This window comes from Turicimonas muris, assembly GCF_002221595.1.
Lineage (GTDB): Bacteria > Pseudomonadota > Gammaproteobacteria > Burkholderiales > Burkholderiaceae_F > Turicimonas > Turicimonas muris.
Map to the genome: position 1 here is coordinate 51960 of NZ_NHMP01000002.1, position 13846 is coordinate 65805.

12 protein-coding genes and 1 pseudogene are annotated in these 13846 nt (G+C 44.5%); 8 read left to right on the forward strand and 5 right to left on the reverse strand.

What is annotated here, in order from left to right; all coding sequences use genetic code 11:
- The first annotated feature begins 492 nt into the window (after positions 1-492).
- Both ADH67_RS03555 and ADH67_RS03560 read left to right on the forward strand, forming a co-directional pair.
- On the forward strand, positions 493-1644 hold the full coding sequence (locus tag ADH67_RS03555; protein WP_066594807.1) for a porin: 1152 nt from the start codon (positions 493-495) through the stop codon (positions 1642-1644).
- 118 nt (positions 1645-1762) lie between these two features.
- Positions 1763-3070 (forward strand): CapA family protein, encoded by a 1308-nt coding sequence (locus ADH67_RS03560; protein WP_066594800.1) that lies wholly within the window; start codon positions 1763-1765, stop codon positions 3068-3070.
- A 174-nt stretch (positions 3071-3244) separates the two neighbouring features.
- Here ADH67_RS03560 and ADH67_RS03565 read toward each other — a convergent pair whose 3' ends face one another.
- The gene (locus tag ADH67_RS03565) at positions 3245-4288 is read right to left on the reverse strand and encodes an alpha/beta hydrolase (protein WP_066594799.1); all 1044 of its coding nucleotides are present in this window, start codon (positions 4286-4288) and stop codon (positions 3245-3247) included.
- A 97-nt stretch (positions 4289-4385) separates the two neighbouring features.
- On the opposite strand from ADH67_RS03565, the gene ADH67_RS03570 reads away from it, so the two are divergent.
- The gene (locus ADH67_RS03570) at positions 4386-5297 is read left to right on the forward strand and encodes a LysR family transcriptional regulator (RefSeq protein ID WP_066594798.1); all 912 of its coding nucleotides are present in this window, start codon (positions 4386-4388) and stop codon (positions 5295-5297) included.
- 163 nt (positions 5298-5460) lie between these two features.
- Here the strand turns inward: ADH67_RS03570 and ADH67_RS03575 are convergent, their stop codons facing one another.
- The 4 genes and pseudogenes from ADH67_RS03575 to ADH67_RS03590 form a co-directional block, all read right to left on the reverse strand.
- A complete protein-coding gene (locus tag ADH67_RS03575) occupies positions 5461-5772 on the reverse strand; it encodes a cytochrome c3 family protein (RefSeq protein ID WP_066594797.1) in 312 nt (103 codons plus the stop codon).
- 154 nt (positions 5773-5926) lie between these two features.
- A pseudogene (locus ADH67_RS13755) lies at positions 5927-6145 on the reverse strand (hypothetical protein); the annotation flags it as partial.
- A 154-nt stretch (positions 6146-6299) separates the two neighbouring features.
- The gene (locus ADH67_RS03585) at positions 6300-6911 is read right to left on the reverse strand and encodes a response regulator transcription factor (protein ID WP_066594795.1); all 612 of its coding nucleotides are present in this window, start codon (positions 6909-6911) and stop codon (positions 6300-6302) included.
- Between the two features lies 1 nt (position 6912).
- Complete coding sequence (locus tag ADH67_RS03590) at positions 6913-8658, reverse strand: sensor histidine kinase (RefSeq protein ID WP_066594793.1); 1746 nt, start codon at positions 8656-8658, stop codon at positions 6913-6915.
- 111 nt (positions 8659-8769) lie between these two features.
- Between ADH67_RS03590 and ADH67_RS03595 the strand changes: the two genes are divergently transcribed.
- The 5 genes from ADH67_RS03595 to ADH67_RS03610 all read left to right on the forward strand — a co-directional run bounded on the left by ADH67_RS03595 (position 8770) and on the right by ADH67_RS03610 (position 13836).
- Positions 8770-10551: a flavocytochrome c gene (locus ADH67_RS03595; RefSeq protein WP_066594792.1), complete on the forward strand. Its 1782-nt coding sequence runs from the start codon at positions 8770-8772 to the stop codon at positions 10549-10551.
- Between the two features lie 375 nt (positions 10552-10926).
- Positions 10927-11649, forward strand: coding sequence for a DUF1801 domain-containing protein (locus tag ADH67_RS03600; RefSeq protein WP_066594791.1), 723 nt, complete (start codon positions 10927-10929; stop codon positions 11647-11649).
- 172 nt (positions 11650-11821) lie between these two features.
- Entirely contained in the window at positions 11822-11968 is a 147-nt protein-coding gene (locus ADH67_RS13240; protein WP_157108112.1) for a hypothetical protein, read from the forward strand.
- A 96-nt stretch (positions 11969-12064) separates the two neighbouring features.
- Positions 12065-12286, forward strand: a complete 222-nt coding sequence (gene cydP, locus ADH67_RS03605; RefSeq protein ID WP_066594790.1) for a cytochrome oxidase putative small subunit CydP — start codon at positions 12065-12067, stop codon at positions 12284-12286.
- Positions 12268-13836, forward strand: a complete 1569-nt coding sequence (locus ADH67_RS03610; protein ID WP_066594789.1) for a cytochrome ubiquinol oxidase subunit I — start codon at positions 12268-12270, stop codon at positions 13834-13836. The genes cydP and ADH67_RS03610 overlap by 19 nt, the downstream gene beginning before the upstream one ends.
- Positions 13837-13846: the final 10 nt, after the last annotated feature.

Sequence of the window (13846 nt, forward strand, 5' to 3'; positions counted from 1 at the left end):
AAATTTCTTAACTCATGTATATGACATATAACCAATTTTTTAAGGCCATATCCTCTTCTAATTTCAGGTAACAATTAATTCTTTAAAAGTACAGACCAAGCTCAACAAGAAGGCCAAAACCAGAGGACTTTGAACAATTTTCTTAAGGACGGTCGTGAGTGTTTCTCAATATTTGATATTTGTTTTTCCATGGGATATTCGGGAAAAACCACGAGTGATAGGGAGTTCCCGGATAGCGCCACCCTTGAATATTTCTTCAACGCTATTTTTAACTTCAGCAAAATTTCTCATTCATTAGATTTTTTATCTCGAGAAGAAATTAGCTTGCTAAGAAAATATCCATTTAACTACTCTCTTTATTTTTTGAGTCCAATTAGGAAAAACATTAGTCATGTATAAGACATAAGACTTGGCAGATCTCTTGGCGGCAAAAGTTTTTTAATAAAAAAAAGAAATTCCCAATTTCACCTCTTTTCTCACCAAGGATAAGAAATGACAAAACTCAAATTAACTGCCCTGCTCGCTTGTATGCTCTCTTCTGTCGCTTATGCCGACACCGATGTCAAGCTCTACGGAAAAGTAGACTTGGCTATGCAGTACATGAAGGCCCCCGGAAAGTCTGCTGTCGTCAGCATGGAAAACCAAACCTCCCGTTGGGGCTTAATGATCAAGGAGCAGCTCAATGCTGATTGGGCAGTCAAAGCCTATTTAGAAGCCGGCTTCAGTGCAGATACCGGCGCTGAATCTACCGCAGGAGTTGCTTTTGCACGCCGCAGTATTCTTGCTATCTACAACGACAAAATCGGTGAAATCGGTTTCGGCAGAATGGGAACCGTTCAGTCCATCAGCTCTCCATACGGAATAGGTCTCCCAAATATCGATCCTTTCAGAACAGCCTATGGCCCAGCCTATGAGATCGAAGGTTCTATCGCCGGAGATGGACGCGTCAATAACGCTATTGCTTGGCTCTCTAACAAGATGAACGGCCTGCGTATCGGCGTCAGCTACTCTTTAGGAACTGATTCAGATGACCGCACTGTTCCGCAAAACAACCGCGCCATTTCTCTCGCCGTCAACTACGAGGTTGGTCCTCTCTTGATTGACTTTGGCGGTTCTCAGTTCCGTTGGGGCAAACTTCCTGCCTCCAGCTTCAGCAAAACAATGTCCAAAGCTGATGCAGCCAAACTCGGAAATAGAAAGAATTCCGAAGAATACTTCGCCGGTTTCCGTTTGAACGCTACCGACAGCACAACACTTTATTTCGCTGCGCAATACATGAAGAATTGGCGCACTTTCTATTACTGGATGCCTAAAAACGAAGCTGTCAAAGGCGACAGCACAACAGCAGGTAATCAGAATGGCGTTGATGGATGGGGTCTTAACCTGGGCTTCCGTCAAAAACTTTCCGGGAACCTCACATGGGTCGGTGCCGCAGGCTACACAGACGCAAGCTTGAAGACTGCTCAGGGTGTTAAGGAAAACGGCGAAAGATTAAGATTTGCTACTGCCTTAGAATATTCTTTAACTAAACGTACCAGCGTATATGCTACAGCCGCATACGGCCGAAACTACGGTCAGCTGATTAAATACAGCGGCGGCAAGAACCTTTACACCGGCATGGTCGGAATGGCCCACTGGTTCTAATCCGCTCTTTGTTAATTTCTAGCGTTTAGGCTGTCTATGGCATGAGAGACAGCGGAAAAGCGGACAGGCAGTTTTGTCCGCTTTCTTTTTGCCCATCACAAGTAAGGAAGATATAAAGATGAGTACAAAATTCGTAGCCAGCGGAGATTGCTTCATTACTAGAAGCATTCCTGAAAACGGTTATCCGGGATTCAAAGAAATCAAAGAGCTAATCGAAACGGCAGATGTCCGCTTCACGAATTTAGAGATGACTTTCCATGATCAGGAAGGATATCCGGCAGCTGCGAGCGGCGGTACATGGGCCATGGCAGCTCCAAAACTGATTGATGATGTCTGCAAATACGGCTTCAATTTATTCAATACGGCCAACAACCACTCGGGAGATTTCGGTCAAGAAGGTGTCATGGCAACAATTCGCCATTTGAAGGAAAGAAAGCTTATCTTTGCCGGCTCCGGCGAAAATCTTAGAGAGGCTGCAAGAGCCGTTTATCTCGATACTAAAGAAGCAAGAGTCGCATTGATCGGTATTACGTCTTCTTTTGATCCGGCAGCTGCCGCCGGTGGACCGAGCATTGATATGATGGGCAGACCAGGTCTGAATCCTCTCAGATTCAAGACCATCCACCACGTCAACGCAAAACACTTTGAAATGGCCAAAGAGCTTGCTGAGGTATCCGAAGCCAACAATTTGAGAACACTCAAAACACAAGCCGGTTACCTTCCCCCTCTTCCAAACGATATTTTTCCGTTCGGGAAACTGACTTTCAAACTGAGTGATGGAGAAGAAAGAAATGAAACAGTTCCTCATCCGGCAGATGTCGAAAGAACTATTCGGGAGATCAAAGAAGCTAAAAGACAAGCTGACATTGTTTTAGTAAGTGTTCATGCTCATGAATTCCTCGACCTAGATATGGACAAACCGGCAGAATTCTTAAGAACTTTTTCCAGGAAGTGTATTGATGCCGGTGCTTCCGTTGTAATTGGGCATGGTCCCCATGAACTTAGAGGCATTGAAAAGTATGGGGACGGTTTGATTTTTTACAGTCTTGGCAACTTTATTTTTCAAACAGAAACCATCGAAAGACAGCCGGTTGAGGCTTATACAAACATGGGCATGCCGTCTAACTCACAAGTCGGCGACTTAATGGATAAGAGATCCGGCAACGGTACCCGCGGCTTTGCAGCACAAAAAACAATTTGGTCCGCAGTCCTTCCTGTTTGGGAAACGGAGGATGGAAAAATCACTTCTGTCACTCTCCATCCCATCGATCTTCATCAGCATGCTCCTCGTTCAAGAAAGGGGTCTCCCATTCTTACCGACTCGGAAGAAGTTCTCCATCAACTGAAGAAACTCTCCAAAGAGTTTGGAACCGAGATTCAGATCAAAAACGGTAAAGGTTACATTGATATGACAGCTGAAGCTTAATTCAGTTGCTTATCTTCCTGTTGCTTGCATCCTCCTAGGCCGGACTCTAGGAGGATTTTTTCAGTTCTCGTTTGAAAGAAAAAGTCTGTAGGAGAAAAGTCGCTAATTCAGTTTTTTCTGCCAATATCTTTACTTTCAAACACTGGCAGGATAGCGCCTCCTCCCAATGCTTTCTCAAAGATTCTTTTTGTAGAAATCCACGATCTTCTGCCACGGAATAAACTTGTCGTTATCGTATAAGTCAACATGATTGGCTCCGGAAACGATCACTAACTCTTTATTGTCACCCGTCAGCTTTTTAAATGCGTCTTGACTGAAATATAAAGAATGAGCTTTTTCTCCATGCATCATCATTACCGGACTCCGGATTTCATCGCTGTAAGCCAATATCGGCATATTCATGAATGACAGCTGGGAGGTTTTTGTCCATCCCTCGTTTGAATTCAGAGATCTTGGATGGTAACCGCGAGACTGCTTGTAGTACTCCCAGTACTGTTTAACAAACAACGGCTCATCCCCGTTAAGCTTATCCGGAAGGCCGCCGGCTCTTTCAGGCGTACCCGTTAAGGCATCCTTGGTTCTTTGCTTATTTAAGGCCTCTCTGAGCTGTTGTCTATCCTCAACCGTCATCGAATCAAAATAGCCTTTAGACAGCACTCTCGCCATGTCATACATAGTTGAAGTAACTGTGGCTTTAATGCGCGGATCATTGGCTGCCGCATTTAGAGCAAAACCACCGAAACCGCATACCCCAAGGATCCCGATTTTATTGGGATCCACATCTTTTCTTGTAGACAAATAATCAACTGCGGCACTGAAGTCCTCGGTATTGATGTCAGGAGAAGCCACTGCTCTGGCCTCACCTCCGCTTTCGCCTGTAAATGACGGATCAAAAGCCAAAGTAATAAATCCGTTTTCAGCCAGCCTCTGAGCATACCTTCCTGAAGCCTGTTCCTTCACAGCTCCAAATGGTCCGGACACAGCAACCGCGGGCAACTGAGTTTTGTTGCTCTTTGGAATATACAGGTCTCCAACTAGCGGAACACCATAACGATTTTTAAAACTGACCTTAACACACTCAACTTTGTCACTTTGAGGAAAGGTCTTATCCCATTTATCTGCCGTGTTCAACAATGTCACTTTCTTATCCTCTGCATAAGCTAATGAACCAAGAGCCGCAGTAGCTAAAGAAGCAACTATCAGATCTCGTCTAAACATCTCAAACCTCAAAAAATTTTTCTAAAATTTTAAGAACGATTAAAATTTATATCCAATACTTATTTATTTGATAGAGATATAAGAAAAAGGCATATCAATGGACATTCGGGCTTTGAAGTATTTTGTAAAAGTTGCAGATGAGAAGAGTTTTCTGAGAGCATCCGAAAAATTATTTACTACTCAGCCGAATGTCTCCCGAACTATTAAGCAGCTTGAAGAAGAATTGAATGTACAGCTATTTATTCGGCACGGAAAAGGAGTCTCATTATCCCAGGCAGGCATTTCATTGCTTAAACGAGCTAAAGTTATCGTTGAGTTGACCGATAAAGCGAAAGCAGAGCTCGCATCCGAAACTATTCCTCAAATTAGCATTGCTGCTGGTGAGACAACCGCCATCGGCCCACTCGGAACGGCCTTGAAACAACTCAGAAAACAATATCCCCAAGCACTCCTGCACATCTATAGCGGCAACGAGGAAGAAGTTTGTACCAAAATCGATGATAGAACCTCTGATCTAGGAATCATTTTTGATTCCAAACGTCTTCATTCCTACGACTACTACCGCCTCCCAAGACTAGAAAAATGGGCCTTGGTGATGAGAAACGACGCACCTTTGGCCAAGGAAAAATTTATTACGCCGGAAATGATCAAAGGTCTGCCGTTAATTCTGAGCAGGACTCTTCTTACCGTAAACATGCTTCCCGGTTGGCTAGGATATGGCATCGATCAGCTAAACATTGCTGCTACATTCAACCTTGCGACAACTCCAAAATTTCTTATCCCCACCACCGAATATTACATGTTAACTTTCGGTGATATCGTGGTCGGTCCGGAAGAGAAGAACTTGACGGCAGTTCCCTTGAAACCTCCTCTCGAAAGTCCGATGTTTCTAATTTGGTCTAAAGAACTTATTTTTAACAAACCTCTTAAACTTTTCTTGGACTGCTTGGTGAAAACATTTCACGAACAAACCAAAGAAACACAAGAGAAGCCATTTTCTGTTGGTTGACAACTTCATAAAATTAACGCTTATCACATGGGATCTTAAAATCTTAAGAAGAATTCTCTCACGGCTTTTGAACCTTCTCATTACGTTTAAATCCGTCAAAAAAATCGAGAAGGAACCTCCAAACATTAGAAGCTCATTCTCGACGGACGGCTATCCTCTATTTTTATTTATGGCACTCTGCACAGTTATTAACCGGTGCTTCATGCATGCGGTGGCATAAAATGCACTCGCCGTTATGAGACAGATTGTGAGGATTCACAGGTTTATTTAGATGTTTTGTTTTTTCTATCAACTGCTCTCTAGGATGGCACTGCAGACAAACTTTATCGGTCGGCTCCTTTGGCTTATTCATATCTGCGCCGTGGCAAATCACGCATTGCACGCCTTTTTGAACATGTTTATCCGCACCAAAGTCAGCTGCTTGAACCGTCGTTACCGTGCAAAGAAGAGCTAGCAAAGTCAAAACTTTTCTCACAGTTACTCTTTTTTCTAGGGTTGGGCACCTAAGATGCCCAAGCTAATCGATTATTTAGCTGTCTTAGCTGCATGTGCATGTTCGCCGGCAATCAAACCGCTGGCGACAACTTCACTGTGGCGAGATGTGGTACAACGCATCCTGCCCCAACCGCATAAAGGCCAGGAATAGGTTTATCGTCAGCGTACCTAAGAACCTGGGAATTTGGATTGACTTCCAATCCTCCTTCCGTCTTGTAGATTCCGATATAAGCCGGAGCGCTGATGTAGTAAGGAACCTTCAAAGGTTTAAAGAAAGAGTTTGCAGTTACTCTGTTCTCAAAGAAATTCCGGCTCTCGGCAATTTCTTTGAATGGCTGATGCTTAAACTCCAAGAGGCAGAAAACAATTTGTGGAAAACGGTCTACAGAGAGTGCGGAGAACGATTCCCAATTGACTCAGAAGAGAACTTTCAGCCTGTCTAAATACCTTTATTTTTGATGTCTTTTTCTGAGCTGGATGGTTTATGAAGCTTTACTCGGATTTCTCTTACGAAAGTTTGCTTTGCATCAGCAGCTTCCTTAACTGAGCAAGATTAGAGATTCCTAGTTTCCGATAAGCGTTGGCTCGATGGGTCTCTATCGTCCGTTCACTGAGATTTAATCGACTTGCCACTTGGCAATTCATCAACCCCATTGAAACCAGGTTAAGAACTTGTTTCTCACGCTGTGTAAGACATGAGATTTGTTTTTGAGCCGACTCTGCGCTGCCGGAGGAAGAACGGAGTAATTTTTGGTGTTTTTCTATTGTTTCGCCTACAGCTTGGAGAAGTTGGACGGCATCCACAGGCTTCTGGATTAAGTCATGAGCGCCGCCTTTAAAAATCTTGATGGCCATGTCCAAGTCTGCATGCGCAGTCAAAAAAATTGTCGGCGGAGTCAGCCCTCTCGCTTGCAGAAGCTCCAATAACTCAACGCCGTTGATTCCCGGCATCTTAAAGTCAAGGATAAGGCAGTCGCAGTCTTTTTCTCCGGTATTCAGATACTCTTCAGCTCGGAGATACATCTTAACTTGATAGCCTTCGTTTTCTAGAAGAAAGCGCAAGGCATCACAGTGGTCTGCATCATCATCAACAATACAAATAAGTTCTCTGTCGGGCATCTTATCTTTCCAAAATTCTTAAGGAGAGGACAGCCGTCACTCCGCCTTCCTTTCTAGCGTGCAGTACTAAGCTTCCTCCGTGATTTTCCATTATGTTGTTTACGAGAGAAAGTCCGATTCCCAGACCATTTTCTTTGTTGCTGCGAAGAGGAACGACAGCGGCCTGTAAATCAGCCTCAGAAACCTTAACTCCATTGTCTTTCACTTCGATTTCTGCAAAATCTCCGTTTCTTCGTACTGCCAGCTCTATTTTCGGGTCCTTGTGGTTTAACGACGCAAGAGAATCGGCAGAGTTTCGGAGCAAGTTCAAAATAGCGAGTTCAAACTCCATCGGATTAGCGAACAGCCTGATATCTTCTGCGATGGAGACGATGACATTTCGACGGAAACGGCCGCTTTGTTTAAAGGCGTATAAGGCGTTATTCACGATTTCTGTCAGGCAAATTTCCTGTTTCTCACTCCGTTTGCTTTTCGCATAATTTCTGACGCTCTGAACGATCTGCTCGGCTCTCTCGGCCTGAGTTACGATCTTGCTCAGAACTTCGCTAGATTGTTCAATGCTCCACTCGCCTCTTTCAAGCTTTCTTTGCAAGCCTTGAGCATAAAGCCGCAATGTAGAAAGAGGCTGCCTTAATTCATGAGCAATCATTGAGCTCATCTGGCCGATAATGCCTAACTTCTGAAGCGATTCAAACTTTGCTTCGGAATCTCTTGATCTTTTCTGAAGTACTTGCTGGTGCTTAATTGATCGTTGAAGCTGACGAGTTTTCTTTCTTACCAAATAATTCAACAGAGCACTGTAACCGGCTAAGCAAATCAACAGCACCGTCAAAGAGAAAAACCAATGCTTGTATTCTTTGAAAAATGTTTTCAAAGACCATTCATTAAGAATAATGTACATGCCTTCTTTTAAGTCTTTGTATAGCTGATCCGTTCCCGAGAAATTTGTAGCGATACTCCAGCGGTAGCCTTTCGAATCCGTAGGCATATCAAGAAGCGTCTTAAGGACATCTCGGGCCACCTCCGGGCTGGCACCCGGTGAAGAAGAAAAGGCCCAGTTCGGATAGGCAGGCGTCGAACGGACACAAGGCTTGCTTTCCAATACGTTAATCGGTTTTAGATCTTTTCGGAAAGGATGATCTTCTGGGTAGTTGTCTTCCAAAAAACAGCTTGGTACCGTAGCCACATCGCCTTCTCCCCGCAGTAAAGAAGCCAGGACGTTGTGACTGCCGGAGTCTAAGAAAATTTCTTTCGAAAAAAAATCCTTAGGTTTATATCCGTGCCGAGCTATCTCTCCGATTGGAACTACATAACCATAAAATCCTAAGGGTCGGTTGCCAACCAGAACCTTTTCTTGCATGTCGGCGATTGAAGATATTCTCGAGTCCTTTCTTGTAAGAAAAACTGAGCCGTAAGAGAGGTTCGGATTCGGAAAACGCTTAGAAGTCAAAGTTACCAAATCGCGCGCACCGTCTGCCTGGAGTCTCCGAGAAAGGCCGGTGGTTGAGATGAAAAAATTAACCTCTCCGGAAAAGATTTTCGAAACCAATTGATTGACGTGGATTAGGTCGAAAGAGACATTTTCTTTGCCGAATTTTTTTATCAATGCATCTCTTGTCTCATCGAAAACCTGAGTGTGCTCTTTTTCGTGTCCTCCTTCCGTCATTCCTACGCGAATAAGAGGTTCTGCTCCTTGCGCAATTAAGGAGTAAACCAATAGAAACAAGAAAAAGAGCCGGAGGATCATATCGGTCAGTTCGTAATTTTTTTTCTAGTCTATGAGGAGATTGTACTTAAGTACTGAATACTTACGTAATGGCACTCATACAATCAAAACTACTCACCATGGAGAATGCTCATGAACAACAAATTAGTCTTGCCTCTTGCCGCAGCGCTTGCTTTGGCTCTCCCTACCCTTCAAGCTGCACCTGCAGACGGCACCTACTCTGCCAAAGTTAACGGGCACAATGCTCCGATGACAGTTACCGTCAAAATCGTTAATCACAAAATCGACAGCATCGATACTTCTAAAAATCTTGAAACTATCGGAGTTGGTAAGCTTGCTCTCGACAAACTCTCAAAACGTATGGTGGAGACTCAGTCAGTTAACGTTGACAACGTGACCGGTGCCACTCTTTCATCCTTTGCTATTAAGAAAGGCGTTCGAGACTGCCTCACACAAGCTGGTACAGCTAAGAACGAATTCAACAAAAAAGTCGATACGTATCCAACCAAAAATGAAACTATCGATACTCAGGTTGTCGTGATCGGCGGCGGCGGAGCTGGTTTGGCAGCTGCGGTATCTGCCGTCCAAAACGGCGCCAAAGTTGTTGTTTTAGAAAAACTCGGCTATCTTGGAGGCTCAACTAACGTCTCTGGAGGTGCTTTTAACGCTGTCGACCCAAAACGTCAAAAAGCAATGGGTATTGAAGACTCTGAAGACAAATTCTACGACCAGACCATGAAAGGCGGGCACAATGTGGGAAATCCGGAATTGGTCCGTTACCTTACCAGCAATGCCATGAGCTCTATTGAATGGCTTGAATCCTTAGGTTCTCCATTCAAAGATAAAATCGGCACAGCTACAGGAGCTCTCTGGCAAAGAAGCCACTACGGTACTACCCCCTCAGGCAACCATTACATACGTACTCTTGAAAACTTCTTGGCGGAGCACAAAGACAGTGCAACGATTATTACCGATGCCAACGTTAAGAGCCTCATCAAAGATAAAGACGGACGGGTCATCGGTGCTGTCGCAGAAAACCACGGCAGGAAGATTACCGTAATAGCCAGCAAGGGAGTTGTTATTACCACCGGCGGATTCGGGGCAAACGTTGAACTGAGAAGAAGAGTGAACACAGGTGTCTGGAAAGAAGTTGATCTTGGCAAAGGAATCGGTGCTTCAACAATTCAGAAAGCAGCCCAAGGTGATGGCATTGCCATGGGTAAAAAAGTTGGAGCTGAGGTCATCGGCATGTCCGACATTCAGCTGCATCCATGCGGAACCCCCGGAACCGGATTGATGGAACACATCAGAACTTCCGGCAGAAACCGTCTGTTCATCAATGAAAACGGCGACCGTTTCGTTAACGAAGGTGCGGCCCGCGACACATTGTGTAAAGCTATTTTTGCCCAACCGCATTCCACCTACTGGCTGGTCGTCAACCATCTAAGATACCCGACCCGCGATACGCCTGATAAAGACGGCTCTACTATTGCCAATATGGCCTCTCTTGGGGCGGTTATTGAAGGCGCAACACTTGACGACTTAGCCAAGAAGACAGGAATGGATCCAGCAAAGCTTAAGGCTTCCGTTGATGAATATAACAAAGTAGCAAGCGGCAAAATTGAAAAAGATAAATACGGCTTTGTTGCTAACAACAAAGAAGATAAACCTATGACTGAAGGTCCTTGGTATGCCGTTAAGAAGGTTCCTACTGTCCACCACACCATGGGCGGCCTGAAGATCAATACACAGACTCAGGTTCTTGATATAGCCGGAAAACCAATTCCAGGACTTTATGCAGCCGGCGAAGTCACAGGCGGTATTCACGGAGCTAACCGTCTTGGCGGAAATGCTATTGCCGACATCTTTACCTTCGGACGACAAGCAGGTAAAGTAGCAGCAACTGCACAATAAAAGCAATAGTTACCTAGATTTGATTTGAGTTATTTTGGCGCCCAAGAGAAATCTTGGGCGTTTTTTCTTAGAAAACCGTGCCAAAATAAATCAATCAGATATATTGAAAGACTCACGCCTTTGAAAAATGAATTTTCTGGAAATTCGCCATCCAAATTCTTCACAAATTTGCATCACAACGGCCGGAAATTGTTTTAAAAATTTCGATTTCTTTTCGATGAGTTGCAAAAAATCATCTATGCATAACTTTTACGGTGAGAATCCCTTGAGAAGACCGAACAATCGGCGCCCCAGCTCAAATCGTAAAAAACCGTTTTAGATAAATGAGTTATAATGATAGTTTGTCTAAAGATATGTCGTTCATGGAGGAATTTAATGGAGCTCAAAGCCACGACTGTAGGAGGTTATCTTAGAGAATTACCTGCCGATCGGCGTGTTGCCATGGCTCGCGTCTGCAGTATGATTAGACGTTCGGCTAGAGGCGTCCGCGAAAGCATGAGATATGGGCTCGCTTTTTATGAACTTCATGGTCCTCTTTTCGCCCTTGAATCAACAGAAAAAACAATGACTCTCTTCATTGCCGAGCCTTCTGTTGTTGAAAACTATAAAGACAACGTTAAGGGGGTTTTGACTGACCGCAGTGCCATTTGTTTTGACGACCTTAACCGTATCCCGCTCGACAGCCTCGAAAAAATTGTTCGTGATTCCGTCGCTGCCAGAAGAGAACGCGTAAAAACTACCCCGGCGCCGACACAAAAAGAACTTCTTGAACTCTGGAAAATCACCGAGGAAGAAGCTAAGGCTCCTCCTCCCATTGTTCGTATTCCAATGGGCAAAGATGAGGAAGAAGTTCAGCAGGAAGTTAAGGTCGAGGTTGAAGAACCAGAAAAGCCTGTTGAAATCTTGAGAGCCCCGACCTTCAAGGATCCGGCAATGACCGCGAGTTCTCAGCCGAAGAACCCGGCTCTTAAAAAAGTTGCTGCTCCGGCAAAAAATCCTATTCGCAGAAGAGCCCCTAGAAAAGCTGCTGCGGCCGAAGACACAACACCAAAACCAAAGAGAACCAGAAGAACAAAAGCGAAGACAGATGAAGAATAAAAAGTTGCATACTTTTTAAGCTTAAAAACTCTCGATTTCCCAAGGTAAGTTCGAACGGAAATCGAGAGTTTTTTTATTGTGTATATTCTTTTCCTCATGGAACAATGGGGTAAGTGTCCGTTGTACTATTCACGTCTCTTTTTGTACTTTTTTTAATTCGTTTGTATTTACTATGGACTCTCGAGAAAAGAAAAAACTCTGGAAGTGGCTCGTTGTCGCTGTGGCCTTGATTTTCTTTGCCTTTATGGCATTATTGCCCCTTCCTTGGGAGGAGGGCGATGATGTTCCGGCACCGAATCCGAATATCACAAGTCCATGATCCCATTCAGAACATTTTTTCCTATTAGACTTATTGCAATAGGTAATATAACGAATTGAAATTCATTGTTACATTGGAACCTGTTTTTACCGCTTTATGAAAAAGAACGATAAAAAGCTTATATGGGAGCTTTCTGCAGTCATCGGCTGCAAGCTTGCTATTATTGCCGCGATATGTTTTGTCTTCTTCGGGCCTGATACCAAAACCGAGCAGACTCCTGAAGCCGTAAGCGCAGGTATTCTTTCCAGAAATACTTCTACTAACACTTCTTTAATTAATAACGAAAAAGGAGAGGGAATATGCTCTCAACAGAACTAGTGGATCTGTCGCGCCTGCAGTTCGCGGCGACCGCGATGTATCACTACCTTTTTGTCCCACTAACCTTGGGTCTCTCGATGATTTTGGTAGCAATGGAAGCCTGCTACCTAAAGACCGGGAAACAAGTCTACAAAGACATGGTGAAATTCTGGGGCAAGTTATTTGGTATTAACTTTGCCTTGGGTGTCACAACCGGTATTACCATGGAGTTCCAATTTGGTACTAACTGGTCATACTATTCTCACTATGTAGGAGACATTTTCGGTGCTCCTCTTGCTATTGAAGGCTTAATGGCTTTCTTCTTAGAGTCCACTTTCATCGGCCTATTCTTCTTCGGATGGGATAAGGTTAAGAAAGGTACTCACTTCTTATGCACAATCCTCATGGCATTAGGCTCCAACCTTTCCGCCTTGTGGATTCTCGTTGCTAACGGCTGGATGCAGTATCCTGCCGGTGCCAGCTTCTCTTATCAAACGATGCGTATGGAAATGAATGACTTCTTCGCAGTCATTCTTAGCCCATGGGCTCAAACAAAGTTCTTCCATACCATTACTGCCGGCTACGCTACCGGTGCTGCTTTCGTTTTGGCAATCTCCGCATGGTACTTGCTCAAAGGCCGTGACATTGACTTCGCAAAACGCAGCTTCCGTGTTGCTGCCTGCTTTGGCTTCTGTGCTTCATTGCTTGCCGCTTGGCAAGGTGACGAATCCGGCTATTTAGCAGCCCAAGACCAGCCGGCTAAGTTAGCCGCCATGGAAGGTATGTGGGAAACTGAACCTGCTCCGGCGGCAATGGCTTTAGTCGCTTTTGCTGATCCGGAAAAGCAAGAAAATACTTTTGAAATCAAAGTTCCTTATCTCGCCGGTATTCTTGCAACCCGCAGCTTCGATAAGACAGTTCCGGGCCTTAAAGAAATCATCGCGGAAAACAAGGCTAAGGTTGCTAGCGGCGTAATCGCTGTCGGCGCTCTTGAGCAGCTCAGAAAAGATCCGAATAACGCTGAAGTCAAAGCTCTCTTTGAACAGCACAAGAAAGATCTTGGCTTCGGACTCTTGACTAAGAAATATCAGAACGACCCCGCTAAGGTTACTGAAGCAGATATACAAAAAGCTGCTAACGATTCCATCCCATACTCTATCGACGCAATGTTCTATGCATTCCGTTTGATGGCTGGTGTCGGCGTTGCTTTGATTTTCATCTTCGGTCTCTCTCTTTGGTATGCATACAAGAGAGTTATCGATAAGAAGCATTGGCTTCTTAAATTGGCCGTCATCTCCGTTCCATTACCCTGGCTTGCTTGCGAAGCAGGTTGGTTCGTTGCTGAATACGGCAGACAGCCATGGACAATTTGGGAAATTCTCCCGACCCACTTGTCGGTTTCTTCCTTATCTGTGGGTTCAGTCTGGGGTTCGTTAGCCAGCTTGGTTATTCTTTATACCGGCTTGCTCATTGTTGAAGCTTGGTTGATGATTCGTTTCGCTAAATTAGGTCCTAGCTCTTTGGGAACAGGTGCCTATCACCACGAACAAGCTGCCAAGGCTGCCAAGTAAGGAGGGTACA

Excerpts from the sequence above, each read along its gene's own strand:
- ADH67_RS03595 (WP_066594792.1), top strand. The coding sequence starts at position 8,770 with ATGAACAACAAATTAGTCTTGCCTCTTGCCGCAGCGCTTGCTTTGGCT.
- ADH67_RS13240 (WP_157108112.1), top strand. The coding sequence starts at position 11,822 with ATGGACTCTCGAGAAAAGAAAAAACTCTGGAAGTGGCTCGTTGTCGCT.
- ADH67_RS03555 (WP_066594807.1), top strand. The coding sequence starts at position 493 with ATGACAAAACTCAAATTAACTGCCCTGCTCGCTTGTATGCTCTCTTCT.
- ADH67_RS03565 (WP_066594799.1), bottom strand. The coding sequence starts at position 4,288 with ATGTTTAGACGAGATCTGATAGTTGCTTCTTTAGCTACTGCGGCTCTT.
- ADH67_RS03570 (WP_066594798.1), top strand. The coding sequence starts at position 4,386 with ATGGACATTCGGGCTTTGAAGTATTTTGTAAAAGTTGCAGATGAGAAG.
- cydP (WP_066594790.1), top strand. The coding sequence starts at position 12,065 with ATGAAAAAGAACGATAAAAAGCTTATATGGGAGCTTTCTGCAGTCATC.
- ADH67_RS03600 (WP_066594791.1), top strand. The coding sequence starts at position 10,927 with ATGGAGCTCAAAGCCACGACTGTAGGAGGTTATCTTAGAGAATTACCT.
- ADH67_RS03560 (WP_066594800.1), top strand. The coding sequence starts at position 1,763 with ATGAGTACAAAATTCGTAGCCAGCGGAGATTGCTTCATTACTAGAAGC.
- ADH67_RS03590 (WP_066594793.1), bottom strand. The coding sequence starts at position 8,658 with ATGATCCTCCGGCTCTTTTTCTTGTTTCTATTGGTTTACTCCTTAATT.
- ADH67_RS03585 (WP_066594795.1), bottom strand. The coding sequence starts at position 6,911 with ATGCCCGACAGAGAACTTATTTGTATTGTTGATGATGATGCAGACCAC.
- ADH67_RS03610 (WP_066594789.1), top strand. The coding sequence starts at position 12,268 with ATGCTCTCAACAGAACTAGTGGATCTGTCGCGCCTGCAGTTCGCGGCG.